Raw genomic sequence first — 25,865 nt, 5'->3', positions numbered from 1 at the left:
CTGGTGATTGTTGATGCGACATTTCGCATTATCGGACGCACGTCCGCCATCGGATACCTGGGTAGATTCATAATGGACGTATTCGATTCGAAGAGAGGCCGTGGATACGGATCCAACTTCATCCCCTTTTGACGATACCCGTCAGCCATATGGAAATACCTACATCGCGAGAGTCTCCAACGGCAAACAACTAGGCTTTGCTCTTGTCGTCACCGTGAGTGGGGAAAGACCTTGGTACCGGCGATCTAAGAATCTACCATTCCGTGGATTCCTTGCCGGATATCTTGACCTATGGGAAACAGGCAGAAAGGTGCCGAACGAAGAGTCAACTGTCGATGGTGTTTCCATGGACTCACAAGATGCACTGATTGATTTCATCGACGGCTGGAGATCGAATGGCTCGAAGGTGATTCGATGGCCTCTGCGATCAAGCTTTTCGAGGCCTATTAGCCGCGAATGGTTGTAGCGACCCGCGCTGCTCCGGAGTCGCGTATGGCGTTCGAATTATGGGACACCAAAAGCGATCGCTTTAGCCTGTAATCGTCAGATTGTCGCTTCGCGCTGCCACCAGGCACTTTGTAGCCAGAAGCTTTGACACAAAACGAGTCGTCTACCGTATATCGGTAGCAGAACAACGTCCTTCATATTTGATTATCTTCGTCCAGTCGTCACCAGAGAAAAACCGCTAGGCAAAGACCAAGACTTGCCCTTTGAACACCTTGATCTATTCCCAATCAGTCGGCAAGCGCCTCCGCAGCCCTCGGGACGAGTTGCCTTGGAGTGGGTCTCAGCGGTGTAGATCCGGGCGTTTCAAGAAGCGTGGCTTAGCGATTGTGTATGCCGCTCTAAATCACAAGGGCCTCCCAACCTTTTCGGCCGGGACACGGAACCAGTGCTGGTTCTCGCGATTGGCAAGCACCGGCGGGTGTTCAAGCTGGCGCAATTTTGAATGCTGGCCGTCCAGCGTCCATCGCAGAAGCCGAACTTCCTTGAACTAGGCGCGGCTGGAAACCTTCACGCATTCTCCGTTGACGCACACCACGTCGTCCTGGCGGATCTGTGCGCCGCGGCGGGTTTCCACCTGGCCGTTCACGGTCACTTCGCCCTCGGAAATCAGTTCCTTGGCGTGGATGCCGTCTTCGGCAAGATTGGCCAGCTTCAGCAGCTGTCCCAGCCGGATGGACTCGTCGCGGATTTCAAGTTCAAAAGCTTCGGAAGCACTCATGTGCTCCATTCTTCCCTATGCACGGGGTGTCCATGCGCTGCTGTGGCAAAAGAGCGGGGAAGTTCACCTGCCGATAACTTGGACCGACTTAGTTTCACAGGCCTTGAAACGATAGTCTTGGAGGGTATGTATTTTTCTACGGACCGCAACCAGCGGCCTCGTAATTTCCTATGGAGTTGATATGGCGCCACAGTCCAAGCTTGATCAGGTCATTTCCCTCGCAAAGCGTCGCGGGTTCGTCTTCCAGGCCGGTGAAATTTACGGCGGTTCCCGCTCCGCATGGGACTACGGGCCCCTGGGCACCGAACTGAAGGAAAACATCAAGCGCGAATGGTGGCAGAACTTCGTGCGCGGCCGCGAGGACATGGTGGGTCTTGACTCGTCCATCGTCCTGCCCAAGGCCGTCTGGGAGGCCTCCGGCCACGTCGCAACCTTCACCGACCCGCTGGTCGAGTGCACCCAGTGCCACAAGCGCCACCGCCAGGACCACCTGATCGAGGCCTTCGAGGCCAAGAAGGGCCGCGCCCCGCAGGACGGCATGAGCGAAATCGCCTGCCCCGACTGCGGCACCAAGGGCCAGTTCACCGAACCGCAGCAGTTCTCCGGCCTGATGAAGACCTTCCTCGGCCCGGTGGACTCCGAAGCCGGCCTGGCCTACATGCGCCCGGAGACCGCCCAGGGCATCTTCGTGAACTTCGCCAACGTGCTCACCGCCAGCCGCAAGAAGCCGCCGTTCGGCATCGGCCAGATCGGCAAGGCCTTCCGCAACGAGATCACCCCGGGCAACTTCATCTTCCGCACCCGTGAGTTCGAGCAGATGGAGATCGAATTCTTCACTGCTCCGGAAGACGCACCGAAGTTCTTCGATGCGTGGGTCAAGGACTGCTGGGACTGGTTCCTGGACTTGGGCATCAAGGAAGAGAACCTGCGCCAGTTCGACGTTCCCGAGGATGAGCGCGCCCACTACTCGGCCGGCACCATCGACTTCGAGTACCGCTTCGGCTTCCAGGGTTCGGAATGGGGCGAGCTCATGGGCGTCGCCAACCGCACCGACTACGACCTGTCCAGCCACGCCAAGGCCTCGGGCGCCGAGCTGAGCTACTTCAACCAGGCCACCGGCGAACGCTACACCCCGTACGTGATCGAGCCGTCCTTCGGCCTGACCCGTTCGATGATGGCATTCCTGGTCGACGCCTACACCGAGGACGAAGCCCCGAACACCAAGGGCGGCGTGGACAAGCGCACCGTGCTCAAGCTCGACCCGCGCCTGGCTCCGGTCAAGGCCGCGGTGCTGCCGCTCTCGCGCAACGAGAACCTCTCGCCGAAGGCCAAGGACCTGGCCGCCGAGCTGCGCAAGCGCTGGAACATCGACTTCGACGATGCCGGCGCCATCGGCCGCCGCTACCGCCGCCAGGACGAAATCGGCACTCCGTTCTGCATCACCGTGGACTTCGACACCCTCGAGGACCAGGCAGTGACCATCCGCGAGCGCGACACCATGGCCCAGGAGCGCGTCTCCCTGGACCAGGTGGCGACCTACCTCGCCGAGCGTCTGAACGGAGCCTAGGCGCCCGATGAATGAACTGGAATTCCGCCCCTGGCGTTCCGGGGACGACCTTGAGCTGCTGCAGATCTTCGGCGACCCGCGTTCCCCGCAGGCCCACCAGGATCGCACCATGCTGCGCGAGAACAGCGATGCGCCGTTCTCCCGCACGCTGGTGGCCACCGTCGACACGGTGGCCGTCGGCGCGGGCGTCGTCTTCGCCTCGTCGCTGCACCCGCAGCGGCTGTGGCTGTACGTCGAGGTCGCCCCGGACATGCGCCGCAACGGCGTGGGCACCGAACTGGTGGCGCGGCTGCGCGAGCAGATCCCGGCGGGGACCGCGAGCGAGCTCAAGGCCCGCTACACCGTGACCGCCGGCGACAGCGCGCAGGCCGCCGCGGCGTTCTGCGCCGCGCTGGGCCTGGGCGAAATCCAGGTCTCGCGAGACGTCATCATCGAACCCGGAGCCCTGGCGGAACCGGTGTTCGACACCAATGACCGCGTCATCGAGGAGCTGTCCACCGGCAGCGTGGAACTGACCCGCCTGGTCATGGACTTCTACAATGCGGTGCACGCGGACTGGGACCCGGCGGCCATGACCGTGGGCTCGGCCCAGCGCATGCTGCTGGACGAGAACACCGGGGCGCAGGCCGCGCTGGTGCTGCGCGACAAGCCGAAGTCCGAGGGCGGGGTGCCGCTGGCCTTCGCCGTCAGCTACATCCCTGCCCGCGAGAACGCCCCCTCCGACGTGCTGGTGGGACACAACCCGGCTTTCAGCGACGACGAGGTGGCCGAGGCGGTGCGCGACATGGTCGCCATGCTGGTCTACCAGTACCCGGTGAAGCTCGAAGTCGACTCGTCGATGTTCGTTCTCTCCTCGCTGGTCGATGCGCTGGCCAGCGTGGAGCAGGCCACCGTCATCTCCACAACCCACATCATGGCGAGCGACGCAGCTCGCTAGCCATGGCACACTGCAACGGGACCTGCATTGCAGGTCCCGTTGCAGTTTGTGAACCGGACATCTACCGCACGAAAGCCAGCTCTTGACCTCCCGCACCACCACGCCGGGCTCCCGCACCGGCGGCACCCTGCTTTTCATCCTGCTCAGCGTCGGTTCCGGGCTGCTGCTGTCCATCCAGTCGCGCATCAACGGTGCGCTGGCCACGGCGCTGGGCGACCCGATCGCCGCGGCCACGTTCAGCTTCGGGGTGGGCATGCTGGCCCTGGTGCTCACCGCGCTGGTGGCACCCACGGCCCGTCGGGGCGTGCGGCGGATCCCCGCGGTGCTGCGCGCGCGCCGGTTCCCCTGGTGGTACCTGGCCGCCGGCGCGGTCGGAGCGATGATCGTGTTCAGCCAGTCCGCCACGGTCCCGCTGATCGGGGTGGCCCTGTTCACCGTCTGCCTGGTCACCGGGCAGTCCATCGGCTCCATGGTGATGGACCGCGTGGGCTTCGGCGGGGCGGTGCCGCGCAAGATCAACGCGCTGCGCGTGACCGGCGTGGTGCTGACCATTGCGGGTGTGGTGTGGGCGGTGAACCCCGGCGCGGCCGGAACCGAGCTGGCCAGCCAGCTGCTGCCCATGGGCTTCGCCTTGCTGGTGGGCATGCTGATGGGCTTCCAGGGCGCGGCCAACGGGGCGCAGTCAGCGGCCTACGGCAGTGCGATCGCCGCCACCATGGTGAATTTCGTGGTGGGCTTCGCGGTGCTGGCCACCGTGCTGCTCGCGCGCTTGGCCGGCGGGGTGGAGCTTGCGCCGCTGCCCACCGAGCCCTGGTACTACATCGGCGGGCTGCTGGGCTGCATCTTCGTGGGCCTGACCGCCACCGTGATCAAGCGGCTGGGGGTGCTGGTCACCAGCCTGGCCGCGGTGGGCGGGCAGCTGGTCGGTTCGCTGGTGCTGGACATCGTGGTGCCGGCCGCCGGCAGCCACGTGAGCACCGCGACGGTGCTGGGCACCTTGCTGACCCTGCTGGCGGTGGCGCTGGCTTCGGTATCGGGGGCTCGCGGGACCACCGCAGCGGTGGAAACCCGGCAGAAAATCCACCGCTAGTTCTGGACGAAACGCCGTTTACCTGGTGTTTTCCTTGCCCGAGTAGGCTGATTCCATGAACAGCGAGCAGCACACCCCAAGGGGATCGGCGTGGGAAGTGTTCCGGGTCTTCCTGAAGCTAGGATTAACCTCTTTCGGCGGGCCGATAGCGCACCTGGGCTACTTCCGGACCGAGCTGAGCGAACGCCGCCGCTGGGTCACCGACACGCAGTATGCGCAGCTGGTGGCCCTGTGCCAGTTCCTTCCCGGGCCTGCCTCAAGCCAGGTGGGTTTCGCCCTGGGCCTGCATCGCGCCGGGATGCGCGGGGCGCTGGCCGCCTTTGCCGCCTTCACGCTGCCCTCCGCGGTGCTGCTGGCGCTGTTCGCCTACGGCGCCTCGCTCTTCTCCGGGACGATAGGTCAGGGGGTGCTCTCCGGGCTGAAGATCGTGGCGGTGGCCATCATCGCCCAGGCGGTGCTGGGCATGGCCAAGACGCTGACCCCGGATGCCACCCGCGCCACGATTGCGGTGGCCGCCGCGCTGGCCGCCCTGCTGCTGGGCGGCAGCCTGGGACAGGTGCTGGCGATCGTGCTGGGTCTGGCGGCCGGCTACTTCTTTTGCCGCACGCCTGAGCTTACACAGGCAGGGAGCTCGGAGGCGCCGCTGCGTTTCACTGTCAGCCGCCGTGCCGGCGCTGTCAGCCTGGGCACTTTGGCCCTGCTGCTGGTGGGTGCCCCGATTGCGGCGGCGGCCACGGGGTGGGGAGCGCTGTCGCTGTTTGACGCGTTCTACCGTTCGGGCGCGCTGGTCTTCGGCGGCGGGCATGTGGTGCTGCCGCTGCTGCAGGGCGCGGTGGTGGACACCGGCTGGGTCTCGAACCAGGATTTCCTGGCCGGATACGGAGCGGCGCAGGCAGTGCCAGGGCCGCTGTTCACCTTCGCCGCCTATCTGGGAACCATCTCCACGGTGGGTCCTGGCGGCGTGCTCGGTGCAGCGATCGCCTTGGCGGCCATCTTCCTTCCCGGCTTCCTGCTGCTAGTGGGGGTGCTGCCGTTCTGGAACAAAGTGTCAGCGCATCCGCGGGCGCAGGCCCTCATGCGCGGAGCCAACGCGGCGGTGGTGGGTATCCTGGCCGCCGCGCTATACAGCCCGGTGTTCACCAGCGCGGTCACGGGAGCAGGACAGTTCGCCCTGGGCCTGCTGTGTTTCGTGCTGCTGGTGTCGTGGAAGCTTCCGCCGTGGAGCGTGGTGGTTATCGGCGCTCTGGGAGGAGTTCTGCTGGCGCTGGCCGGAGCCTGAGGACCTTGGTGCCGGCCGCTTGGTCATGCGGGCCGCGGCCCTCGCGCTGTACCTCGGGCATCAGCAGATAAATCGCCGGCAGCACGTTGGCGACAACCGCCGCCGTGTAGAGCCAGACCGGAAACATGCTGCTGGCGGTGGAAGCGATGGCCGCGAAATTCCAGACGGAGAAAGGCGCGATCTTCTACGGCAGCAGCTTGCCCGCGATGCGCAGCAGGATCTGCGGTAAGGAAGCCCGTTCACCGGTGCGCCCGTCGACGACCTGGAGCTGCAGCCGGCGTTGGCCCAGTGTCGCCCGGGCGGCGGAGGACTCGGTGGGAAACAGGGAGCTGCCCACGGGCAGCGCCAGGACCGCGAACCCAGCAGCTGTGCGCCGGTCGGGCTCAGCTCAAGCCAGTTATAGATCTTGCCGGTGCTTAACCAGAGCAGAGCGACGGTGGCCGCGAGCGCCAGCATCCACCCGAGGATCACCAGGTAATCCACGAGCGAAGCCAGAACCCGACCCCAAAAAGCGGGTCTGGTCGACTCCTGCGCGCCCGCCACGGCTGTACGCTAACACGGCTCCGGAGGCCTGCCATGGCTTGCGGCGTTATCAGCCCAGCCCGCTGATCGTGTAGTCGCGGGTGATTGCGCTGGTCATTCGTCCCCACAAGCTCGAAGCCCCGCGTTCTTGGTGGGTCCTGAACGCCTCTGGATCGGTGAAACGTTCCTCGACCAACCAGATCAGCGGATCCTGCGTCGGTGCGACCTCGAAAAGGATGCAGCCTGGCTCCTTGCGGGTGAGCTCGATATGCCCGGGGAGATAAGCCGTCACCAGTTCGGCTTCCGTCGTGTTTTTGCACAGCAGCTGGCCGCTCAAGCGCACGTGGTCCATTCGTCAATTCTCCGTTTCGGTTGAGTCCCGGTCGGATTCCTTCGCCCGTTGATGCCTAAGGGTTCAATACCGATCGACCCCTGCAGGCTTCGAGCCCGAAGGCAAGAGGCGAAGGCGCCCTGGCCTGTCGTTGTCCGCCGTGGGATCACGCGTCGTCTCCGGCCAGGAGCGCGCCTTCCTTGCCGCACCCCTCGCGGCGGTGCCCGGGATCAGTCCGCCAGTTCCGTGAAACTCACCTGTCCGTCGGGTCCGGCCACGGCCAACAGCGAGCCGGGCAGGGTGGCCAGGGCCTCGGTGATCCGGTTGGCCAGCTGCTGGGTGATTTCCTCGGGCAGCCGGGGGCCGCTGGACGCGATCCAGCGCACCGCCAGGCCTTCGGTGAGCTGCAGCGTGGACAGCAGGTGGTCGCTGCCGTGCGGCGCCACCACGATGAGCGTCCGTGCTGCTGCCGGGGCCGGCTCGGTCGGAACCGGGGAGCCTGCGGACGGGGCCGACGGGGCTTGGGGCCGTCCGGCGGCCAGCCGTTCCCGATCCGACTTCCACAGCGCGAAATGGTAGGCCGATACGCCCGCGGTGGCGAGCAGCCATCCCAGCGGGCCGCGGATGTAGTCCAACAGGTTCAGCGCAGCAGACGTGCCGGCCACCAGGATCTCGAAGACGCGGTAACCGACAATCAACAGCGCAACCAGGGCGACCACGGCGCTGACCCCGAAGAAGAGCACCAGGTACACGCGCCGGGACTCTGGATCTGCCGGGACCCCCGGACGGAAGTACAACGCCCAGAACACCACACCGACTACTGCCAGCGCGATGCCGGTGCGCAGCACCGACGGCGCGGTGTCGGAATTCAGCGGCGAGGAGACCGAAGCGAGCAGCGCGTTAACGACCATGCCCAAGCCGCTGGCCAACAGCGCGAGTGAAATGCCGCTGATGATCTGCCGCGACACCGTTACCACCAGCAGGCCGCGGCCGACGAGCTGCCAGTGGTGGTAGATCCAGAAAATGGCTCCGGACAGCAGCGCGGAGATCGCCAACGGCCCCGAGTCCGCGAAACGTAGGCCCATCTCGGTGAAATCCCACGGCAGCGGCATGACGATGTTCAACGTCGCCGTGGCCGCCAGCAGCGTGGCCAGCGCGGCCAGGCAGACGCCGACCAGCATCACCACGAAGGAGTTGAAGTTATCGCGCAGGGCCTGGACTCGTTGCAGCTTCCAATGCCAGAACCACAATGCGGCGGCGCCCAACACCCAGATCACCGAGCCCAGCAGGCGCGGCAGCGGACTGTGGCCCACCAGAGTGACGGAGGGAACGAACAGCAGATCCAGTGCGGTGCGCAGTGCCACGGCCAAGGAGAATGCGGTCAGGCCCAGCGCATAGGCGTTGCCCAGGCAGGCCGCAAGGTGCGGCAGTTCGCGCGGCGCGTACTTCACTGAATTCAGCATCCGGAATTGCCAGAAGGCCACCAAGCCCCAGCCCACGACGGTGCCGGTCAACTCCTGCCAGGAATTCGAGGCAATGCCGTCGACCTGGCCGGACAGCAGCCGCAGCAGCGCGACCGAGGACATCACCAGCGCGATCAGGTAGACGGCAGCCCCCTGCAGGGACCAGATGGCCGAATCGGTGGGGTGCGCGTCGATTAGCTTCTTGCGGATCCACACCCACAGCAGCCAAGCCAACGGCCCGGGGATGACGGTGAAGGCCAAGGCGGTGGCCAGGACCAGCTGCCGGTCGTCGTCGACGACCAGGCCACGCAGGGCCATGCCGACGAGCAACGACAGCCCCGTGCCCAGCAGGATCAGCAAGACCAGCAGCAGGCCGTGCAGGATCAGGCCGCGCAGGGCATTGACGGTCTGCCCGGTGGCGTATTTCGACGGTGAGCTCATGGCTAGAGCCCCATTTCTTCGGCGGTGCACAGGCCCATCTGCCACGGTGTAGCGGTGATCAGCCAGGTGCCGTTGACCTTCTTCAGTTCGAAGACGTCCTGCGATTCGTAGGATTCGAAGAACAACCCGCCTTCGCTCCCATAGGCCATGGACACGGTAATGGTCGACGTCTGTTCGGTGGTGGCCTCGCGAACCAGGCTGACCTGCGCGGTCTCACCGCCGCTCGAGTAGGGGTCGCAGACCTGCTTGTCGCCGCCGTCCTCGACAAGCTTCTGCGCCGCGGACAGGTCCGAGGACTGGAACGCGAGCACGTAGCGCTGGACCACCCCGGCAGGGGTGTCCGCATCGCGCAGCGGAGGAGCAGGGCGCAGGGAAACAACAATCAGGGCGGCTATAATCAAGCCCACACTGATTGTTGCCAGGGCGATCAAGGCACCCTTCGCGGGCACAGAAATACTTGTCATAGCCTAATTTTCTACTACCGCGGATTGATAAACCAGTACAGTGACATTGCGGTTTGATCAAGATCTCACCACGGGATTTGCCCCCATGGGCGATAATGGAGTGGTGACGACCCTGACTGATGTGCAAAGCGAAACGCCGACCCTCAAGCTGCCCCCGCTGCAGCTGGGCAAACTCACCATCGAGACCCCGGTGGTGCTGGCCCCGATGGCCGGCGTGACAAACCGCGCCTTCCGCCGGCTGTGCCGCGAATACGGCGGCGGGCTGTATGTCACCGAGATGGTCACCGCCCGCGCGCTGGTCGAGCGCAACCCGGAATCCATGCGCATCATCTCCCATGACGACGACGAAGACATCCGCTCCATCCAGATCTACGGCGTGGATCCGGCCACCGTCGGCGCCGCCGTGCGCCTGGTGGTGGAAGAAGACCGCGCAGACCACATCGACTTGAACTTCGGCTGCCCGGTGCCCAAGGTAACCCGCAAGGGCGGCGGCTCGGCTCTGCCGTGGAAGACCGACCTGTTCACCTCGATCATCGAGGCGGCCACCCGCGAGGCGGCCAAGGGAGATGTCCCGCTGACCGTGAAGATTCGCACCGGCATCGACAACGACCACCAGACCTACCTGGAATCCGCCAAGATCGCCCGCGACCACGGCGCCGCCGCGGTGACCCTGCACGCGCGCACCGCGGGCCAGTACTACGCCGGCCACTCCGACTGGTCGGCCATCACCACCCTGCGCGAGGCCATGGACGACATGCCGGTGCTGGGCAACGGCGACATCTTCAGCGCCGAGGACGCCATCGAGATGGTGGAGCAGACCGGCGCCGCCGGCGTCATGGTCGGCCGCGGCTGCCAGGGCCGCCCGTGGATCTTCGGCGACCTGCAGGCGGCCTTCGAGGGCCGTGCCGACCGCATCCGCCCCGGCGTGCGCAAGGTCGCGGACACCGTGTACCGCCATGGCGAGCTGCTGGCCGAGTTCTTCGAGGACGAGGGCAAGGGCATGCGCGACATCCGCAAGCACATCGCCTGGTACTTCAAGGGCTACCCGGTGGGCGGGGAGATCCGCTCCCAGCTGGCCCAGGTCCCGTCCCTTGCGCGCCTGCGCGAACTGCTGGACCAGCTGGATTTGGACCTGCCGTACCCGGGCGAGGCCGCCGAAGGCACCCGTGGACGCGCCGGCCACCCCAAGAAGACCCACGTCCCTGACGGCTGGCTGGACACCCGCACCATGACCGATGCGCACCGCGAAATGATCAAGGCCGCCGAGCTGGACATCTCCGGCGGCTAGGCCGGCTTCTACGCCGACGGTGGATAACCCCGGCGGCCCGCCAATTAGTCACTAGACTTGGAGCTATGACTCAGATCCCCGGATACACCGATGCCGATGCGGAACGCTGGGTGCCCGAGCCGGCCAAGAAGTCCTACCGCACCGCCTTCGAACGCGACCGCGCCCGCGTGCTGCACTCCTCGGCGCTGCGCCGGCTGAGCGCCAAGACCCAGGTGGTCGCCCCGACCCAGGACGACTTCGTGCGCAACCGGCTGACCCATTCCCTGGAGGTGGCCCAGGTGGGCCGCGAGCTGGGCGCCGCGCTGGGCTGCGATCCGGACGTGGTGGACACCGCCTGCCTGGCCCACGACCTGGGCCACCCGCCCTTCGGGCACAACGGCGAGAAGGCGCTGGACAAGCTGGCCGCTGGCATCGGCGGCTTCGAGGGCAATGCCCAGACCCTGCGGCTGCTGACCCGGCTGGAAACCAAGACCTTCAGGCACAACGGCCACTCGGCCGGGCTGAACCTCTCGCGCGCCTCGCTGGACGCTGCCTGCAAGTACCCGTGGCTGCGCGCCGACGCTCCGCAGGTCGACGGGAAACGCACCCGCAAGTTCGGGGTCTACGCGGACGACGCACCGGTCTTCGACTGGCTGCGCTCGGTGCCCGAGGCCCAAACCGGCGTGGTGTGCATGGAGGGCCAGGTCATGGACCTGGCCGATGACATCTCCTATTCGGTGCATGATGTGGAGGATGCCATCGTCGGCGGCAACCTGCAGCTGCGCTGGCTGAAGCAGGACGCCGCCCGTGCGCGGGCGCTGCAGGTCACCAAGGACTGGTACCTGCCCACCACTGCGGAAGAGGACATCGAGGCGGCGCTGCGCCGCCTGGAGCAGAGCCAGGAATGGGTGGCGCACTTCGACGGATCGCGCCGCTCCATGGCAGGGCTGAAGGACATGACCAGCCAGTTCATCGGGCGCTTCGCCGCGGCCGCGATGGACGCCACCCGCGCCCGCTACGGCACCGGGCACCTGACCCGCTACAACGCGAGCCTGATCGTCCCGGAAGCCACCGCGCACGAGATCGCGGTGATGAAGGGCATCGCCGCCAGCTACGTGATGACCTCTGAGGGGCGCCAGCCGCTCTACGAGGACCAGCGCACGCTGCTCTCGGAACTGGTCCAGCTGCTGATGGAGACCGGCCGGGACAACCTTGAGCCCATCTTCGCCGCGGACTGGGAGGACGCGGCGGATACGGACGCGCAGCTGCGCGTGGTGATCGACCAGGTTGCCTCGCTCACCGACGTGTCGGCCACCCAGTGGCACTCCTACCTGGTCAAGGGCGAGGCCCCGGACGCAACGCTGTTTTAGAAGGGAATCATGGCAGGGCTGATCAAGCGCGAAGACATCGACGAGGTGCGCAACCGCACCGACCTGCGCGAGGTCGTCGAATCCTATGTCACGCTCAAATCCGCGGGCATCGGCTCCTTCAAGGGGCTGTGCCCGTTCCACGACGAGCGCAGCCCCTCCTTCCACATCCGCCCGCAGCTGGGCACCTTCCACTGCTTCGGCTGCGGGGAGTCGGGCGACGTCATCGCCTTCATCCAGAAGATGGACCACTCCTCGTTCACCGAGACCGTGGAGCTGCTGGCCGCCCGCATCAACTACGAGCTGCACTACGAGGACGGCGGCCCGGGCCCGCGCCGCGAGGACTACGGCAAGCGCCAGCGCCTGGTCGACGCGCACAAGGTCGCCGAGGAGTTCTTCCGCGCCCAGCTGGAAACCCAAGAGGGGGCCGCGGCGCGCGAGTTCCTCACCGGCCGCGGCTTCGACGAGCAGGCGGTGGCGCACTTCTCGGTGGGCTACGCGCCCAAGGGCTGGGACGGGCTGCTCAAGCACCTGCGCAGCCGCGGCTTCGTGGACGAGGAGCTGAAGCTCACCGGCATGTTCTCCGAGGGCAACCGCGGCATCTACGACCGCTTCCGCGGCCGGGTCATGTGGCCGATCCGCGACCTGTCGGGGGCGACCATCGGCTTCGGCGCGCGCAAGCTCTACGAGGACGACCAGGGCCCGAAGTACCTGAACACCCCGGAGACCCAGCTCTACAAGAAGTCCCAGGTGCTCTACGGGCTGGACCTGGCCAAGAAGCAGATCTCCAAGGGACGCCAGATCGTGGTGGTCGAGGGCTACACGGACGTCATGGCCTGCCACCTGGCCGGCATCACCACCGCGGTGGCCACCTGCGGCACCGCCTTCGGCACCGACCACATCAAGATCTCCCGCCGGCTGCTGCAGGACGACGGCACTGGCGGCGAGGTGATCTTCACCTTCGACGGCGACGCGGCCGGTCAGAAGGCGGCGCTGCGCGCCTTCGAGGAGGACCAGCGCTTCATCGCCCAGACCTACGTGTGCGTGGAGCCAACCGGCGCCGACCCCTGCGACCTGCGCCTGCACCGCGGGGACGAGGCGGTGCGCGAGCTCATCGAGAACAAGCGCCCGCTGTTCGAGTTCGCCATCCGCGCGGAGCTGAAGAAGTTCAACCTCGACACCGTGGAGGGGCGCGTCCAGGCGCTGCGCCAGACCGCGCCGATCGTCGCGGCGATCCGCGACTCGGCGATCCGCCCGGCCTACGCCCGCGAGCTGGCCGGCTGGCTGGGCATGAACAACGAGGACGTCAACCGGTCGGTGGCAGCGTCCATCAAACGGGCCAAGCTGCCGCGCAACGCCGCCGCGGCACAGCCCCCGGCACACGCCCAGGACCACGCGCCGGGAGCCCAGGCGGCGCCCGCCTTCGAGCGCCCGGACAGCCGCGACCCGGTGATGCGCCTTGAACGCCAGGCCCTGGAAGTTGTCATCCAGCAGCCGCAGCGCCTGGCGGATGAGCAGTGGCAGGCCTTCTACGAGGCGCGCTTCATGGCCCCTGCCCACGCCGCGGTGCATGACGGGATCGTGGCGGCCTCCACCGCGGGCGCCTCCGCCGCTTCCTGGGTGGAGGTCATCCGCGAGGAGGTGCCCGAGCAGCTGCGCAGTTTCGTCTCCGAGCTTGCGGTGACCATCATTCCGGCGCTGGACGAGCACAACCTGAATCGGTACTGCTCGGATATCATCAACGGATTGATTGAGCTTCAAATCACACATCGCAAGGCGGAGCTGATCGGCAAGCTGCAGCGCGCCGAGGTGGATCCGGACGGCAACGAATATTCCCAGATCAACAAGGAATTGATGGAGCTGGAGATGCGCCGGAGGATCCTTCGCGGAACCTAGCGCACCGATTTTGCATTCGGGAATACCTCGGGTAAAGTTATATCTCGTTGCAATCCTCCATAGCTCAATTGGCAGAGCATTCGACTGTTAATCGAAGGGTTACTGGTTCAAGTCCAGTTGGAGGAGCCAAGGAAAATCTCCCTGCCGTATCACACGGCTGGGAGATTTTTGTTTCCCCGGAAATCAGTGCTCCCAGAGCCTGCGCGATTCCAGGTACCAGAAGTAGGCGAACAGCCCGATCTGGAACCATTCAACGATGAACACCGCCTGCCGCACCCCCAGCCAGACGAGGACCGGCCAAGCGGCAAGGCCCGCTCCCATCAGCCAGAGGATCGCCGCGTAGTGGGTCCGCCGTCCACCGCTGGTGTCGCCGTCGCACAGGCCCCCGGTTCCCAGATGGCTGGCGATGGCCACAGCCATCGAGCACACCAGCAGGAACGCCGCGGTGATATGGACGCCGGCGAAGTGCGTTCCCTCGATAACCCGCCAGATGACCAGCAGCAAGAATGCTGCCAGCAGCAGCCCGCACAAAATCATCAAAAAGCGCCGCCGCGGCGTGCCCAGCAGGTCGGGGCTCGGCCAGCGCCGGGTCCGCCGGCCCAGATAGGCAAAGACCGCGGTGACGATGAGCACCGCGATGATGGCCACGCGCACGGACAGGACGGCGCGCGAACGCCCCGCCTCATCGAGCAGGGCCAGCGAGGCTTCGAAGCGGGTGGGAACCAGCGCGACGAACATGGCGTAGAACCCCGCCAGGTTCAGGGCCAGATCCTCCATCGGCGCGCCGGAATACACGACCAGCAGGATGCCGGTGGCGACCACCATGGCGACGAACAGGTCCCGGGCCGGTCCGAGGTAGTAGGAGCTGATCGAGTCCTCGATCCGGTGGTTCACCACCGCGTAGATGAGAATCGCGACGATCAGCAGCAACGGCACGACCAGCAGCATCAGCCGCACGTAGCGCAGGGTCTCCAGTCCGTGGGGACGATCCGTCATGTTGCCCATAACCGCATTCTGCACCGGGGCGGCAGGCTCTGGCTAGGGGAAAGGGAGGGAATATCGAGTGGGGCCATTCTGTAGGTTGCCCTTGGAATGATGAATTCCAGGTCGTTCAAGACCTCGGCAGGCAGGAGGGCTGCACCTTCTGCCGCTGCTGAAACCCGGTGCGCCGAGCGCGCCATCATCACTCGAGGAATCATTCATGTCTGTTGGAAATCAGCTGGACCCCGGCCCCCAGATGCCGGCACCGGCACCCGCCCCTGTTGCGAAGTCGTCCGCCGGAAAGGGCCTGGGCGTCGCGGCCTTGGTCATCGGCATCGTTGCACTGTGCCTGTGCTGGGTGCCGATCGTCAACAACTTCGCCGCGGTGCTGGGCTTCATCTCCCTGGTCCTCAGCGTCATCTCGCTGATCATCGCGTCCAAGAAGAACGGCGGCAAGGGACTGGGCATCGCCTCGACCGTCATCGCCGTCGTGTCCATCGTGCTGGTTTTCGCCACCCAGGCCGCCTACGTGAAGGCGCTGGACGAGCTGTCGGCCACCATCGAGGATGCCAGTGACGGCGAAGTCGCCGCGTCCGAGGAAGTGCTGGAACAGGCGCAGGATCCGGCCCAGGCTCTGGGCCTGGGGCAGTCTGCCGGCATCGGCGAATACACGGTCAGCGTGGATGCGGTGAACCTGGAAGCCGACAAGGAAATCGCCGCCGCGAATCCGTTCAACGAGAAGCCTGAGGGCCAGTACGTGCTGGTCGACCTCACCACCGAATTCAACGGTGCCGAGGAGGGCGACCCGTGGATCGACCTGACGGTCGAGCTGGTCGGCTCCGATTCGCGCATCTACAGCACCACGAGCAGCATGGCGGTGACTGAGCACCCGGCAACGGATGTGCCGACCCTGACCGCCGGGGGCGAAGGCTCCTACCAGCTGGCATTCGACGTGCCTGCCGCGGCGGTCGAGGACGCCAAGATCCGCGTGACCGAAACGCTGTCCTTCAAGGACGAGTCCGGCCTCTGGGCCACCAAGTAGATCCAGGTCGCACGAACAGCCGCAGGATTGAATCCTGCGGCTGTTTGTTTTTGGCCGTATCGTCCGCTCGTGGCCTCAGCCGCGGGTCTTGCTCCTGAATACGAACAGGGAGACGACCCATGCCGCTGCGAGCAGGCCCAGCAGCCAGGCCACGGAGACCCAGATCGACGCATCCAGAGCGGCCCCGGTGAGCAGCGAACGCAGCGAATCAACGATGGCGGTGATCGGCTGGTTCTCGGCGAACCAGGCTACTGCGCTCGGCATGGAATCGGTGGGAACGAACGCCGAGCTGATGAACGGCAGCAGGATCAGCGGGTAGCTGAACGCGCTGGCCCCGTCCACGGTCTTGGCGCTGAGCCCGGCGATAACCGCGATCCACGTCAAGGCCAGGGTTGTCAGCAGCAGCAGGGCCGCGGCGGCCAGCCAGTCCAGGACGGTGGCCCGGGGCCGGAAGCCGGCCAGGAAGGCCACGCCGATGACCAGCAGCAAGGAGACGGCGTTGGCCGCCAGCGAGGTCAGCACATGGCCCCACAGCATGCTCGAGCGGGAGATGGGCAGCGAGCGGAGCCTGAGCATCATGCCCTCGGACATGTCCAGGAACAGCCGGTAGGAGGTGTACGCGACGCCCGAGGCGATGGTGATGGCCAGGATTCCGGGCAGCATGTATTTCACGTAGGATTCGCTGCTTCCGGTGTTGATCGCCCCGCCGAAGACGAAAACGAACAGCAGCATCATGGCAATCGGGGTGATCGCGGTGGTGATGATGGTGTCGGGGCTGCGCAGGATGTGGCGCAGCGAGCGTCCGGTGAGAATGCGGGTGTCGTGCAGCGCGGCGATGCTCATGATCAGGCTCCTTCCGGGGCGCCGGCGGAGCCGACGAAGGTCAGGAAGATGTCTTCCAGCGTCGGTTCCTTGAGAACGTGTTCGATCGTGGCCGGCGGCAGCAGCTTGCGCAGATCGGCCAGGGTGCCTTCCTGGATGATGGTGCCGTCGTGCAGGATGGCGATCCGGTCCGCCAGCTGTTCGGCCTCGTCCAGGTATTGGGTGGTCAGCAGCACGGTGGTCCCGGAAGCCGCCAGCTCGCGGATGATGTTCCACATCTGGATCCGGGACTGCGGGTCAAGGCCGGTGGTCGGCTCATCCAGCAGCACCAGCGGGGCGCCTCCGACCAAGCCCATGGCCAGGTCAAGCCGCCGGCGCATGCCGCCTGAGTAGGTCGAGGGCCGGCGGGCGCCGGCTTCGGTGAGGTCGAAGCGTTCGAGCAGCGCGTCGGCTGCCCGCTCCGGGTCCGGATCCCGGCGCAGCCTGGCAAGCAGGATCAGATTTTCCCGGCCGGTGTGCACGCCATCGATGGCGGCGAACTGTCCGGTCAGGCTCAACGACTCGCGCACCTGGCGGGGCTGGGCCGCGGTGTCGAAGCCGTTGACCCGCACCTGCCCGGCGTCGGCGGACAACAGCGTGCTGATGATCTGGACCAGCGTGGTCTTGCCGGCTCCATTGGACCCCAGCAGCGCATAGATGCTTCCGGCGGGCACTGCCAGGTCCACCCCGCGCAGCACGTGCAGGTCCTTGTAGGACTTGCGCAGCCCGTGGACCTCGATTGCCTGCATGGCTACTGCCCTTCTTCCTTCCGTTCGGCCTGGTCGATTGCCTCGATCAGCCGGGTGCGTTCCTTGTCGATCCAGCGCTGGCCTCCGTAGGCCGCGGTGAATTCCTCGGCGAATTCCACCGGGTTCTCACCGACGATGTCGCGTACCGGAGTGCCGGCCGCGGCGGCATCCTCGAAGAGCTCGGCCAGGTCTCCGAGCATGGCGACCAGGATGTCTCCGTCGGTGACTCCGCCCTGGTAGAGGAAGTAGCGCTGCAGCGCGGCGGCAGTTTCCTTGTACGGGGAGGCCAGTGCCTCCAGCCGCGCGACGTTGCGCTTGTACTGCTTTTTCTGTTCCAGGGAACCGGTCATCATTTCGATCCATTTGGCTGCCATGATTCAGTGTCCTTTGCTTTCGTGGGGGAGGTTGTCGATGCGGCTGACCAGCTCGTTCCAGGTGGACCAGAAGTCCCTGAGCTGGGCCCTGCCTGCATCGTTGAGGGTGAAGACCTTGCGCGGCGGCCCCTTGGCGGAGGGGACCTTGTCCACCGCGACGAGCTTCTTGGTTTCGATGCGGATCAGCAGTGCGTAGATGGTGCCTTCGGCGATGTCGGTGAAGCCGCGTTCGCGCAGTTCAGCGGTGATCTCGTAACCGTACGCGGGGCGTTCAGCGAGGATCGAGAGGACAATGCCTTCAAGGGTGCCTTTCAGCATTTCGGTCATCTGTGTTCCCATGGCATCTCCTGTCTACTTAGCGATGTTGAGTACAGGTAGATAGTAGAACTCAGTAGTGGTAATTAGCAACACTTAGTAGTGAAGTTTTTTCCAGTTCAGGGCAATCGCGGTTCCCACATGGAATTGGGCGCGCACAAATTTTCCGGTCGGAAGACCCCGACAACTAACTAGGCTGGGAACCATGGACGATGCAGCAAGATGGCGGTTGATTGATGAGGAACGCCAGCGCCTGGACAACGTGCTGGCGGCGCTTCAGCCCGGGCAATGGGAGCTGCCGACGCTGTGCGAGGACTGGGACGTGCAGCACGTGGTCGCGCACCTCAGCGCGGCGGGGTCCACCGCGACCCCGGGGTGGCTGGTGAACATGGCACGCTCGGGGTTCAACACCGACCGGCACAACACGCGGCTGCTGGCCGGCCAGCTGGGGCGGGACTTCTCCGAAACCTTGGCGCGCTATCGCCTGGCCCGCACCCGCCGCATCGCCCCGTTGGGCTCCAGCCAGGGTTTGCTCGGCGAGGTGCTGGTGCACGGGCAGGACATTGCCCGGCCCAACAACCTGGCTTTGGAGCCATCGGCCCCGGCGGTGCGGGAGGTCGCAGAGTTTTTCGCAGCCAAGGATTGCGCGGTGAACAGCAAGGGCCTGGTCAAGGGGCTGGCCCTGGTTGCGCTGGACAATGATTTCGCCACCGGGGCCGGCCCTGAAGTGCGCGGAAGCCTGCTGGATCTGGTGATGGCAATGGCCGGGCGGCGCGAAGCCTGCCCCCGGCTCGAGGGCGACGGAGCCGCCGCCCTCGCCGCCCGCATCGGGTAGGGCGCCGCAGCGGAACATAGCATGGTCCCGGCGTGGCGCCCGTAGAGAAGAGAAGGCTACTTCATGGCAACGAGCGCCGAAGCCAGCGGGTTCTCCAACTCTCCTGCATACAGCAGCCCGCCGGACTGGTCCGCAAGATCCAGCATCTGCTGGTTGTTGCGCAGCTGGAGGCGGTTCAGGCAGGAGAGCGGGAAGGCTTGAGCGAACAGCCCCAACCGGTCGAAGTCCTCGGCGAATAACGGGTACGCGCTGCGGTAGCCCAGCAGGCGCTGGGAGACAATGCGCCAGAAGTCGTCCTCGCCCAGCACCTCTTCGGCATCCAGCAGCGGCGCGAGGAAGCGGAAGAACGAATCGAAGACATCGGTGAAGATCGACAGCACCGGGTCGCCGCCGGTGCGTACCCGGCGGATCTCATCGGGCAGTTCAACCCTGTCCGAGAGCACCGCAATCTCCTCGCCCAGGTCCTTGAGCAGCACCCGCTGCACCGCCCCGTCCTTGAGCACCAGGATGACGTTCTCGCCATGCGGCATGAACACCAGGTCATAGGCGGCCAGGCAGTGGACCAGGGGAACCAGATACGCGTCAAGGTAGGCGGCCAACCACTGCTCGGGGTCCAGGCCGCTGCTGCGGATCAAGGCCGCGGCGAAAGACCGGCCCTGGTCATCGACGTGCAGCAGGCTTGCCATGGTAGCCAGGCGCTCGCCGTCGGCCAGCGCGCCGATAGGGGATTCCCGCCACAGGGCTGCAAGCATCTTGCGCTGCGCCGCCGAAGCGTCGGTGGCTGCCTCGAACTGGGGGTTGCGGTATCCCACCGCGGCGACTTCGCGCAGCAGCGCCACCGGCTGGGTGGAAAGCACCGCGTCCTTCTCGAAAAGCTCGCCCAGCCATTGGTTGATCGCCGGGGTGGCCTTCATGTATTCGGCGCTCAGGCCCCGCATGAAGCCCATGTTGAGGATCGACATGGCTGTCTTCACGTAGTGCCGTTGCGGGGCATCGACGTTGAAGAAGGTGCGGATGGACTGCTGCGGCTGGTAGTGATCCGCGCTGGCGCCCAGCCAGATCAGCTTCCGGGCGGCGATGTCGTTCGCAAAGGTGATGGACAGCCTGTTCTCCCACTGCCATGGGTGCACCGGCATCAGGATGTAGTCCGCTGCGGTGCCTCCGGTGTCGCGGAGTGCGCGCTCCAGCACCCCCTCCAGCCGTGCGCGTTCGCCCGGGTCCAGTTCATCGGCCAGCAGGCCATCGTAGTCCAAGGTGTCGATCGAGCTGAAATGCGCCCGCGAACGGTGGGCCGCGACCCAGCCCAAGGGCAGTGCCGTTCCCGTCTCCGGGGCGTAGCGCAGGTAGTCTGCGCGGCCCAATCCCATGCGCCCGTTGTTGGCGACGAAGCATGGATGTCCTTCGGTCATAGCCGCTTCGATCCGCTGGAACGACTGCGCTGCAGTGCCGGCGAACTGTGCCAGCTGCGCGCTGGAGTGCGAGGCCTGCAACTGCTTGTAGCAGTGGCTGCTGAGCGTCGAGGAGAGCTCTTCCAGGTAGGTGGGCAGCTGCGCTTCGCTCAGGGTGAGCTCCTGGCGGTAGAGCGTGACGAAATCGAGCACGTCGACCCCGGCCGGCTGCCAGGAACCGTCAGCGAAGCGTTCGTGGATGATCGAGGACGGCTGCACCAGCCAGTGGTTCATCCGGTACCGCCCGGCGGTGAACCGGTAGCGGTGCCCGTCCTTGTGCAGGCTGTACCACTGCTCGCCGTGCTCTGCTGGTTCCAGCAGCCGTTCATGGCTGAATTCGCCCAGCGCCTTGGCCAGCACATGGCGGTTGGCGCGTTCCCAGCGCTCGGGGGACAGCACGGTACCGGTCAGTACCGCACCGGTGGCCTGTTCGAATTCAGCGCGGGTGATGATCGACAACAGCGCATGCTTGGTGCCGCCGTCCGCCTCGGCCAGCCGCACCGGGCCAACGGGCCTGAAGCCCACCCTGGCATTGAGCGCATGGATCGACTTGTTGCGCAGGTCCGGTTCGACGATGATCCGCTGCACCCGCGGATCGTCGAAGCCCTGCTGCACGGCGGCGGCCAGGGCACGGTAGGTGAACCCCGCTTCGGGTGCGGTGGCGGCCGGGGCCAGGAAATGCAGACCGAGATCGCCGGGAATGTGGCGGTAGGCACCGGCCAGCGGGGACTCCAGCGGATCGTAGAGTTCCACCAGGAAGCGGGGATCCTGGTGCTCCAGTCCCAGCAGCACTTGGTAGCGCGGCGTGTCCAGCAGCTGCGCGTAGGCCGACTCCACCTGTGCAGCGGTGGCGTGGCGCATTCCCCAGAACGCCGCGTGCTCGGTGGCGATCCAGGAATGCAGCAGCTGCGTGTCGTGCGGCAGGCTGACGGTTCGGAATTTAAAAGTCATGGGTGCTCCTAGGCGTGGGTGGCCGTTGCGGTGGGCAGGGTGTCGAGGGACGCGGCGCCGAAGCGCTGGAAGGCGATGCGTTCTTCCACCGGGTAGGCGGTGCTCCTGGTGATCCGGTTGAGCAGCACCGAATTGCGGTAGGCGCCCATCCCCAGATCGGGGGCGGTGAACCCGTGGGTGTGCAGCTCGGCGTTCTGCACGAAAATGTCTTCACCGATCCCGTACTCCCGGTCAACGTCCAGCCGCCCGTCGGGCAGGGTGTTGATCCGAGAGCTGATTCCGGTCAGGAAATCGGGCAGCTGGCTCTTGTAGCCGGTGGCCATCACCAGCTCGTCGGTGACGAAAGACAAATCCTGCGCCGTGCGTTCGTGGCGCAGCTTCACGGCCAGGCCTTCGGGCCGCAGCTGGATGTCGGTGGCGGCGCACCCGGTGCGCAAATGGACGTCGGGGCGGCCGGCCACGCTGCGTTCGTAGATCTCGTCGTAGATCTCGTTAACCAGGTCCGCGTTGATGCCCTTGTAGAGCCCCTTTTGTTCGGCGGCCAGCTGGTCGCGCGACTCCTGGGGCAGCGCATGGAAATGGTCGATGTATTCCGGCGAAGTCATCTCCAAGGTCAGCTTGGTGTATTCCAGCGGGAAGTAGCGTTCCGAACGGGTCGCCCAGATGAGGTGGTCTTCGTCCGGCAGGTTGCGCAGCAGGTCCAGGAAGATCTCGGCCGCGCTCTGCCCGCTGCCCAGCACGGTGGTCACGTGCGGGCGTGCCGTGCGCGGCTGCAGCAGGCGGTCGCGATGGCTCAGGTAATCGCTCGAATGGACGGCGCGGGCCGCGGCGCCCTCGCCGAGCACCGGCGGGAGGTAGGGCTGGGAACCGGTGCCGAGCACCAGCTTGTCGCAGCTGAATTCGTCAACGCCCCCGGCGCTGAGCACGGAGAGGCGGTAGCTGCCCGCGGAGTGCTCGACCGCCAGCACCCGGTGGCCCAGGTGGACGCTGGCCAGTTCCCCGGCGGCCCAGGCGAGGTAGGCGCTGTACTCGGAGCGCAGGGCATAGAAGTCTTCGCGGATGTAGAACGGGTAGATGCGGCCCTGCTGCTTGAGGTAGTTCAGGAACGAGAACCGGCTGGTGGGATCCGCCATGGTAACCAGATCGGCCATGAAGGGGACCTGGAGGTGGGTCCCGGGCAGCATCATGCCCGGGTGCCAGCTGATAGTTTCCCGGGCTTCGAAAACGGCCAGGCTCAGCTGGTCCAGCGGTTCGGCCAGCGCTGCCAGACCGAGGTTGAAGGGGCCGGCCCCGATGGCAATGACGTCAAAATGCTTCACAGTGATACTCCAGCTTCGAAATCGGAAAGTACTTCGCGTCCTGCCTTGCAGATGGCATCGAGGATGGCGCTGATATCGGACAGGGACGTGTTCGGGTTCAACAAGGTGAGCTTTAGCAGGCGCTCGCCGTGGTGGGTGGTGGCGGCGATCATGGCTTCGCCGGAGGCATAGAGCCGGTGGCGGATCTGGTCGGCGAGCTGGTTCTTCTGCGCCTGCGGCAAGGAAAGATGCGGTTGGTTGAAGGCGAAGACCAGCGTGCTCAGCTGCACCGGGGCGGCCAGCCGCAGCTCGTCGCGCAGGGCCACCTCGCGCTCGGCCATCTCCGCCAGCTCGATCACCTGGTCGAACATGGATCCCAGCCGGTCTGCGCCCAGCGTGCGCAGCGTCGTCCATAGCTTCAGGGCATCGAAGCGGCGCGTGGTCTGCAGGGACTTGTCCACTTGGTTGGCGCTGCCAGCGGCTTCGGAGCGCGGATTGAGGTACTCGGCGTAATGGGCGATGGAACCGAAATCCCGGCCGCGGGCCAAAATGAGCGCGCTGGATCCGATGGGCTGGAAGAACGACTTGTGGTAGTCCACCGTCACGGAGTCCGCGGATTCGATGCCGGCTAGACGGCTGCGGTGGTGCCGGGAGATCAGCAAGCCGCACCCGTAGGCGGCGTCGACATGCAGCCAGGTTCCGTGCTCCGAGGCGATGCGCCGCAGTTCGAGCAGTGGATCGATGGCGCCGAAGTCGGTGGTGCCGGCCGTTGCGCTGATGCTCATCGGCTGCAGCCCTGCCTGCAGATCCGCATCGATCTGCCGGCGCAGGGCGGCTGGATCCATGCGGTGCAGGGAGTCGGTGGGAATCGCTACGGCTGCCTCGCTGCCCAGGCCGAGCAGCATGGCGGCATCGCGGATGGAGAAATGGGCATCGGCAGAGCAGTAGATCCGGAGCCTCGACAGGCGGTGGGGCAGCGGACCGCCCAGCTTGGAGGCCGCGATGTTCCGGGCGATCAGCATGGCTTGGAGGTTGGATTGGGTGCCGCCGGAGGTGAAGATCCCATCCGCGCCCTGGACATCGAAGCCGATGAGGCCTGCGGTCCAGTCCACGAGCTTGCGTTCGATCAGGGTTGCCCCGGCGCTTTGATCGAAGGTGTCCATCGACGTATTCACGCTGGTGACCACTGCCTCGATGGCTGCCGCGGGGATGGCCACGGGGCAGTTCAGATGGGCGGCGTAACGGGTGTCGTGGAAGTAGATCGCATCGCGCAAGTAGAGATGCTGGATTTCCTCCAAGGCCTCGGTGAGATTGCCCAGCGGGCTGTTCAGGTCCACCGCCTCGATGGCCGGCCGGAGTTGATCTGGGGTTGCGCCGGTGGCGGGAGAGGCCACGGTGGATAGCTGCGCGGCCACATGGCTCACTACGCGGGCGGTCTCGGTTTCGAATTGCGCCGCGGTCTGCGCGCATAACAGCGAGCTGTCGCCGGGCGGCGAATCGACGGTGACTCTTTGCATGGAAGGCATTGGCGTACCCATGTGTATGCTCCTCAGCTTGGCGGATATGTATGGTCAGGCTTACCTAACGAAAACTATTAACAGCATAGGATAATTAGTTAATGCAAACCGGGTAACTCGAATAGAAAGTTTCGTGACGCAGGGGTCGTCGGCCAGCATTCTGTGGTATGGGAGCAGGTTTCTCACCCGTTTGACTTGGTGGTTTCAGTGCTCCGTGCGCCCGACTCGGCGCCGGTAACGGAGTGTTTTCCGCCGAATCGGTCAACTTGAAACTTTGAGCTAATCGATCGACTTGCATGAGGGGCAAAAATGGCACCTTGATTGGTAAGTTTCAGTAACCAAAGGAGGGTCCGCATGCCTGATCTGCACAAGTCGCAACGAATGTTGCTGCGCTCGAATGCTGCGGACGCCGCCGGCAGAAATCTTGGTGATTTCACCGTGGAACTGCTCTTCATTTCTACGTTGGCAGCCGACGCCTTCGACATGGGTCTGCTCAACGCCCTGGGAACGCTGGCGTTCGTGGCGGCCACGCTCCCAGCTGGATATTTGGTCGATCGGCTCGGGCCATTGCAGGTTCTGCGGCTTGGTCTCGGAGCCAAAGTCGCGCTCATGGGGTGCCTGTTGATCCTCAGCGCCGCCGGGGCGCTGAGCGTCGCGCTGGTGCTGGTCTTGGCGACACTTCTGGGCTTCTGCAACGTTTTCAGCGAAACATCGCAAGCGGCCGCCGCCCCGGCGCTGGCCGATGAGCGGACATCGATGGCCAGGCTCATTGCGCGGCTGGCCGCCGCCGACCAGGCCTTGAGCATCATCATTCCTGCAGCTGCGGGAACGCTGTTCGCGCTTTTGGGCGCTCCGCCGTTGCTGGCTGCCGCCGCGGCCCTACTGCTCGCGGCCTTCGGCACCTCGTGCGCGGTCCGGGGGAAGACAGCTACGCGTCCAACCGAGACTGAAGCCGTGGGAAGCGCTTCGCGACAGGGGGCCTTCGCCGCCGGTTTGCGATACGTGTGGGACAGCCCGGTACTCAAGGCGCTGACCTTGAGCGTCGCGTTCTCCAATTTTGGACTGGCGATCGGCTCCGCCGTCGAAGGACTTTTTATCATCAATGAGCTGGGGCTGGGCGCTGCAGGGTTCGGCCTGTATGCGGCGCTGGGCGGGCTCTCCGGGCTGGCAGGTGCCCTGCTGGCACCGCGGTTGGCCGAAAAGTTTACGCCACGCGAGCTCGCCTTGCCGACCATCGCTGGACAAATTGTCTTATCGGGGGTGGTGCTTGCCGCCGGATTCGCTGCGCCGCCGCTGGCCATCATTCTGCTCGTGGTACATGCCGCAGGATGGGGCGTGCTCATCTTGGTGTTCAATGTGTCAATGGCAACGTGGGTGGCTGAGATTACCCCGGAACAGCTGCTGGGGCGCGTGACCAGCGCACGTCGTTTGTTCACCTTCGGCGTCGTGCCGCTCGGAGGCCTGCTGGGTGGAGGGATCGGCGCGGTCTTCGGAATTCGCGCGGCCTTGGGCGCCTGGGTACTGGCGAACGTCCTGGGATTGGTTTGCTACCTGTCGCTCGCCATGGCGGGCCGGCGTGCGCAGGATCCGTCTGTCGATGAAGAAGTCCCCGAACCGTAGCGGATAGGCTTAACTTCCCATACGC

23 protein-coding genes and 1 tRNA gene are annotated in these 25,865 nt (G+C 65.5%); 11 read left to right on the top strand and 13 right to left on the bottom strand.

Annotation, left to right across the window (positions count from 1 at the left end; genetic code table 11):
- Positions 1-994 precede the first annotated feature (994 nt).
- Positions 995-1,225 (bottom strand): RNA-binding S4 domain-containing protein, encoded by a 231-nt coding sequence (locus C1H84_RS04770; RefSeq protein ID WP_047118645.1) that lies wholly within the window; start codon positions 1,223-1,225, stop codon positions 995-997.
- A 181-nt stretch (positions 1,226-1,406) separates the two neighbouring features.
- On the opposite strand from C1H84_RS04770, the gene C1H84_RS04765 reads away from it, so the two are divergent.
- The 4 genes from C1H84_RS04765 to chrA all read left to right on the top strand — a co-directional run bounded on the left by C1H84_RS04765 (position 1,407) and on the right by chrA (position 6,098).
- Positions 1,407-2,792 (top strand): glycine--tRNA ligase, encoded by a 1,386-nt coding sequence (locus C1H84_RS04765; RefSeq protein ID WP_047118567.1) that lies wholly within the window; start codon positions 1,407-1,409, stop codon positions 2,790-2,792.
- A 7-nt stretch (positions 2,793-2,799) separates the two neighbouring features.
- Complete coding sequence (locus tag C1H84_RS04760; protein WP_047118568.1) at positions 2,800-3,729, top strand: GNAT family N-acetyltransferase; 930 nt, start codon at positions 2,800-2,802, stop codon at positions 3,727-3,729.
- A gap of 82 nt (positions 3,730-3,811) precedes the next feature.
- Positions 3,812-4,819, top strand: a complete 1,008-nt coding sequence (locus tag C1H84_RS04755) for a DMT family transporter (protein WP_113606699.1) — start codon at positions 3,812-3,814, stop codon at positions 4,817-4,819.
- Positions 4,820-4,874: 55 nt separating this feature from the next.
- Positions 4,875-6,098 (top strand): chromate efflux transporter, encoded by a 1,224-nt coding sequence (gene chrA, locus C1H84_RS04750; protein WP_113606698.1) that lies wholly within the window; start codon positions 4,875-4,877, stop codon positions 6,096-6,098.
- Between the two features lie 184 nt (positions 6,099-6,282).
- On the opposite strand, the gene C1H84_RS18185 is transcribed toward chrA, so the two are convergent.
- From C1H84_RS18185 to C1H84_RS04735, 4 genes are all read right to left on the bottom strand, one after another.
- Positions 6,283-6,435 (bottom strand): hypothetical protein, encoded by a 153-nt coding sequence (locus C1H84_RS18185; protein ID WP_181728039.1) that lies wholly within the window; start codon positions 6,433-6,435, stop codon positions 6,283-6,285.
- 255 nt (positions 6,436-6,690) lie between these two features.
- The gene (locus C1H84_RS04745; protein WP_053797604.1) at positions 6,691-6,972 is read right to left on the bottom strand and encodes a putative quinol monooxygenase; all 282 of its coding nucleotides are present in this window, start codon (positions 6,970-6,972) and stop codon (positions 6,691-6,693) included.
- A 209-nt stretch (positions 6,973-7,181) separates the two neighbouring features.
- On the bottom strand, positions 7,182-8,855 hold the full coding sequence (locus tag C1H84_RS04740) for a DUF5671 domain-containing protein (RefSeq protein ID WP_113606697.1): 1,674 nt from the start codon (positions 8,853-8,855) through the stop codon (positions 7,182-7,184).
- 2 nt (positions 8,856-8,857) lie between these two features.
- Positions 8,858-9,319 carry a hypothetical protein gene (locus C1H84_RS04735; RefSeq protein WP_146955869.1) on the bottom strand — a complete coding sequence of 154 codons (462 nt, stop codon included), beginning with the start codon at positions 9,317-9,319 and terminating at the stop codon, positions 8,858-8,860.
- Between the two features lie 103 nt (positions 9,320-9,422).
- Here C1H84_RS04735 and dusB point away from each other — a divergent pair, with 103 nt between their 5' ends.
- The 4 genes from dusB to C1H84_RS04715 all read left to right on the top strand — a co-directional run bounded on the left by dusB (position 9,423) and on the right by C1H84_RS04715 (position 13,978).
- Positions 9,423-10,607 (top strand): tRNA dihydrouridine synthase DusB, encoded by a 1,185-nt coding sequence (gene dusB, locus C1H84_RS04730; protein ID WP_113606695.1) that lies wholly within the window; start codon positions 9,423-9,425, stop codon positions 10,605-10,607.
- 65 nt (positions 10,608-10,672) lie between these two features.
- A complete protein-coding gene (locus C1H84_RS04725) occupies positions 10,673-11,956 on the top strand; it encodes a deoxyguanosinetriphosphate triphosphohydrolase (RefSeq protein ID WP_113606694.1) in 1,284 nt (427 codons plus the stop codon).
- A gap of 9 nt (positions 11,957-11,965) precedes the next feature.
- Entirely contained in the window at positions 11,966-13,849 is a 1,884-nt protein-coding gene (gene dnaG, locus C1H84_RS04720) for a DNA primase (protein WP_047118575.1), read from the top strand.
- Between the two features lie 53 nt (positions 13,850-13,902).
- Positions 13,903-13,978, top strand: a tRNA-Asn gene (locus tag C1H84_RS04715).
- A 54-nt stretch (positions 13,979-14,032) separates the two neighbouring features.
- Here C1H84_RS04715 and C1H84_RS04710 read toward each other — a convergent pair.
- Positions 14,033-14,854 (bottom strand): hypothetical protein, encoded by an 822-nt coding sequence (locus tag C1H84_RS04710; RefSeq protein WP_047118253.1) that lies wholly within the window; start codon positions 14,852-14,854, stop codon positions 14,033-14,035.
- Between the two features lie 196 nt (positions 14,855-15,050).
- Here C1H84_RS04710 and C1H84_RS04705 point away from each other — a divergent pair, with 196 nt between their 5' ends.
- On the top strand, positions 15,051-15,872 hold the full coding sequence (locus C1H84_RS04705; protein WP_113606693.1) for a DUF4190 domain-containing protein: 822 nt from the start codon (positions 15,051-15,053) through the stop codon (positions 15,870-15,872).
- A gap of 75 nt (positions 15,873-15,947) precedes the next feature.
- Here the strand turns inward: C1H84_RS04705 and C1H84_RS04700 are convergent, their stop codons facing one another.
- Genes C1H84_RS04700 through C1H84_RS04685 form a run of 4 tightly spaced genes read right to left on the bottom strand, consistent with a single transcriptional unit; the run spans position 15,948 to position 18,195 of the window.
- Entirely contained in the window at positions 15,948-16,715 is a 768-nt protein-coding gene (locus C1H84_RS04700; RefSeq protein WP_113606692.1) for an ABC transporter permease, read from the bottom strand.
- A 2-nt stretch (positions 16,716-16,717) separates the two neighbouring features.
- Complete coding sequence (locus C1H84_RS04695; RefSeq protein ID WP_113606691.1) at positions 16,718-17,482, bottom strand: ABC transporter ATP-binding protein; 765 nt, start codon at positions 17,480-17,482, stop codon at positions 16,718-16,720.
- 2 nt (positions 17,483-17,484) lie between these two features.
- Positions 17,485-17,856, bottom strand: a complete 372-nt coding sequence (locus tag C1H84_RS04690; RefSeq protein WP_047118256.1) for a DUF1048 domain-containing protein — start codon at positions 17,854-17,856, stop codon at positions 17,485-17,487.
- Between the two features lie 3 nt (positions 17,857-17,859).
- A complete protein-coding gene (locus C1H84_RS04685; RefSeq protein ID WP_047118257.1) occupies positions 17,860-18,195 on the bottom strand; it encodes a PadR family transcriptional regulator in 336 nt (111 codons plus the stop codon).
- A gap of 181 nt (positions 18,196-18,376) precedes the next feature.
- Between C1H84_RS04685 and C1H84_RS04680 the strand changes: the two genes are divergently transcribed.
- The gene (locus C1H84_RS04680; RefSeq protein ID WP_113606690.1) at positions 18,377-19,006 is read left to right on the top strand and encodes a maleylpyruvate isomerase family mycothiol-dependent enzyme; all 630 of its coding nucleotides are present in this window, start codon (positions 18,377-18,379) and stop codon (positions 19,004-19,006) included.
- A gap of 56 nt (positions 19,007-19,062) precedes the next feature.
- On the opposite strand, the gene C1H84_RS04675 is transcribed toward C1H84_RS04680, so the two are convergent.
- The 3 genes from C1H84_RS04675 to C1H84_RS04665 are packed head-to-tail and all read right to left on the bottom strand — an operon-like array spanning position 19,063 to position 24,241.
- The gene (locus C1H84_RS04675) at positions 19,063-21,405 is read right to left on the bottom strand and encodes a GNAT family N-acetyltransferase (RefSeq protein WP_113606689.1); all 2,343 of its coding nucleotides are present in this window, start codon (positions 21,403-21,405) and stop codon (positions 19,063-19,065) included.
- An 8-nt stretch (positions 21,406-21,413) separates the two neighbouring features.
- Positions 21,414-22,724, bottom strand: a complete 1,311-nt coding sequence (locus C1H84_RS04670; RefSeq protein ID WP_244910808.1) for a lysine N(6)-hydroxylase/L-ornithine N(5)-oxygenase family protein — start codon at positions 22,722-22,724, stop codon at positions 21,414-21,416.
- A complete protein-coding gene (locus C1H84_RS04665) occupies positions 22,721-24,241 on the bottom strand; it encodes a pyridoxal phosphate-dependent decarboxylase family protein (protein ID WP_113606688.1) in 1,521 nt (506 codons plus the stop codon). Before C1H84_RS04665 ends, C1H84_RS04670 begins: the two co-directional genes overlap by 4 nt.
- 333 nt (positions 24,242-24,574) lie before the next feature.
- Here C1H84_RS04665 and C1H84_RS04660 point away from each other — a divergent pair, with 333 nt between their 5' ends.
- A complete protein-coding gene (locus C1H84_RS04660; protein WP_113606687.1) occupies positions 24,575-25,840 on the top strand; it encodes an MFS transporter in 1,266 nt (421 codons plus the stop codon).
- The last annotated feature ends 25 nt before the right edge of the window (positions 25,841-25,865 follow it).

Origin of the sequence: Glutamicibacter soli (genome assembly GCF_003309065.1) — a bacterium.
Taxonomy (GTDB): Bacteria; Actinomycetota; Actinomycetes; order Actinomycetales; family Micrococcaceae; genus Glutamicibacter; species Glutamicibacter soli.
The sequence above is the reverse complement of the archived record's forward strand: the minus strand, read 5'-3'. Positions and strand labels throughout refer to the sequence as shown.

What these genes read in the sequence shown, in the direction of transcription:
- C1H84_RS04770 (WP_047118645.1), bottom strand. Translation starts at nt 1,225, where the DNA reads ATGAGTGCTTCCGAAGCTTTTGAACTTGAAATCCGCGACGAGTCCATC.
- C1H84_RS04765 (WP_047118567.1), top strand. Translation starts at nt 1,407, where the DNA reads ATGGCGCCACAGTCCAAGCTTGATCAGGTCATTTCCCTCGCAAAGCGT.
- C1H84_RS04760 (WP_047118568.1), top strand. Translation starts at nt 2,800, where the DNA reads ATGAATGAACTGGAATTCCGCCCCTGGCGTTCCGGGGACGACCTTGAG.
- chrA (WP_113606698.1), top strand. Translation starts at nt 4,875, where the DNA reads ATGAACAGCGAGCAGCACACCCCAAGGGGATCGGCGTGGGAAGTGTTC.
- C1H84_RS04745 (WP_053797604.1), bottom strand. Translation starts at nt 6,972, where the DNA reads ATGGACCACGTGCGCTTGAGCGGCCAGCTGCTGTGCAAAAACACGACG.
- C1H84_RS04740 (WP_113606697.1), bottom strand. Translation starts at nt 8,855, where the DNA reads ATGAGCTCACCGTCGAAATACGCCACCGGGCAGACCGTCAATGCCCTG.
- C1H84_RS04735 (WP_146955869.1), bottom strand. Translation starts at nt 9,319, where the DNA reads ATGACAAGTATTTCTGTGCCCGCGAAGGGTGCCTTGATCGCCCTGGCA.
- C1H84_RS04725 (WP_113606694.1), top strand. Translation starts at nt 10,673, where the DNA reads ATGACTCAGATCCCCGGATACACCGATGCCGATGCGGAACGCTGGGTG.
- dnaG (WP_047118575.1), top strand. Translation starts at nt 11,966, where the DNA reads ATGGCAGGGCTGATCAAGCGCGAAGACATCGACGAGGTGCGCAACCGC.
- C1H84_RS04710 (WP_047118253.1), bottom strand. Translation starts at nt 14,854, where the DNA reads ATGGGCAACATGACGGATCGTCCCCACGGACTGGAGACCCTGCGCTAC.
- C1H84_RS04705 (WP_113606693.1), top strand. Translation starts at nt 15,051, where the DNA reads ATGTCTGTTGGAAATCAGCTGGACCCCGGCCCCCAGATGCCGGCACCG.
- C1H84_RS04700 (WP_113606692.1), bottom strand. Translation starts at nt 16,715, where the DNA reads ATGAGCATCGCCGCGCTGCACGACACCCGCATTCTCACCGGACGCTCG.
- C1H84_RS04695 (WP_113606691.1), bottom strand. Translation starts at nt 17,482, where the DNA reads ATGCAGGCAATCGAGGTCCACGGGCTGCGCAAGTCCTACAAGGACCTG.
- C1H84_RS04690 (WP_047118256.1), bottom strand. Translation starts at nt 17,856, where the DNA reads ATGGCAGCCAAATGGATCGAAATGATGACCGGTTCCCTGGAACAGAAA.
- C1H84_RS04685 (WP_047118257.1), bottom strand. Translation starts at nt 18,195, where the DNA reads ATGGGAACACAGATGACCGAAATGCTGAAAGGCACCCTTGAAGGCATT.
- C1H84_RS04680 (WP_113606690.1), top strand. Translation starts at nt 18,377, where the DNA reads ATGGACGATGCAGCAAGATGGCGGTTGATTGATGAGGAACGCCAGCGC.
- C1H84_RS04675 (WP_113606689.1), bottom strand. Translation starts at nt 21,405, where the DNA reads ATGACTTTTAAATTCCGAACCGTCAGCCTGCCGCACGACACGCAGCTG.
- C1H84_RS04665 (WP_113606688.1), bottom strand. Translation starts at nt 24,241, where the DNA reads ATGGGTACGCCAATGCCTTCCATGCAAAGAGTCACCGTCGATTCGCCG.
- C1H84_RS04660 (WP_113606687.1), top strand. Translation starts at nt 24,575, where the DNA reads ATGCCTGATCTGCACAAGTCGCAACGAATGTTGCTGCGCTCGAATGCT.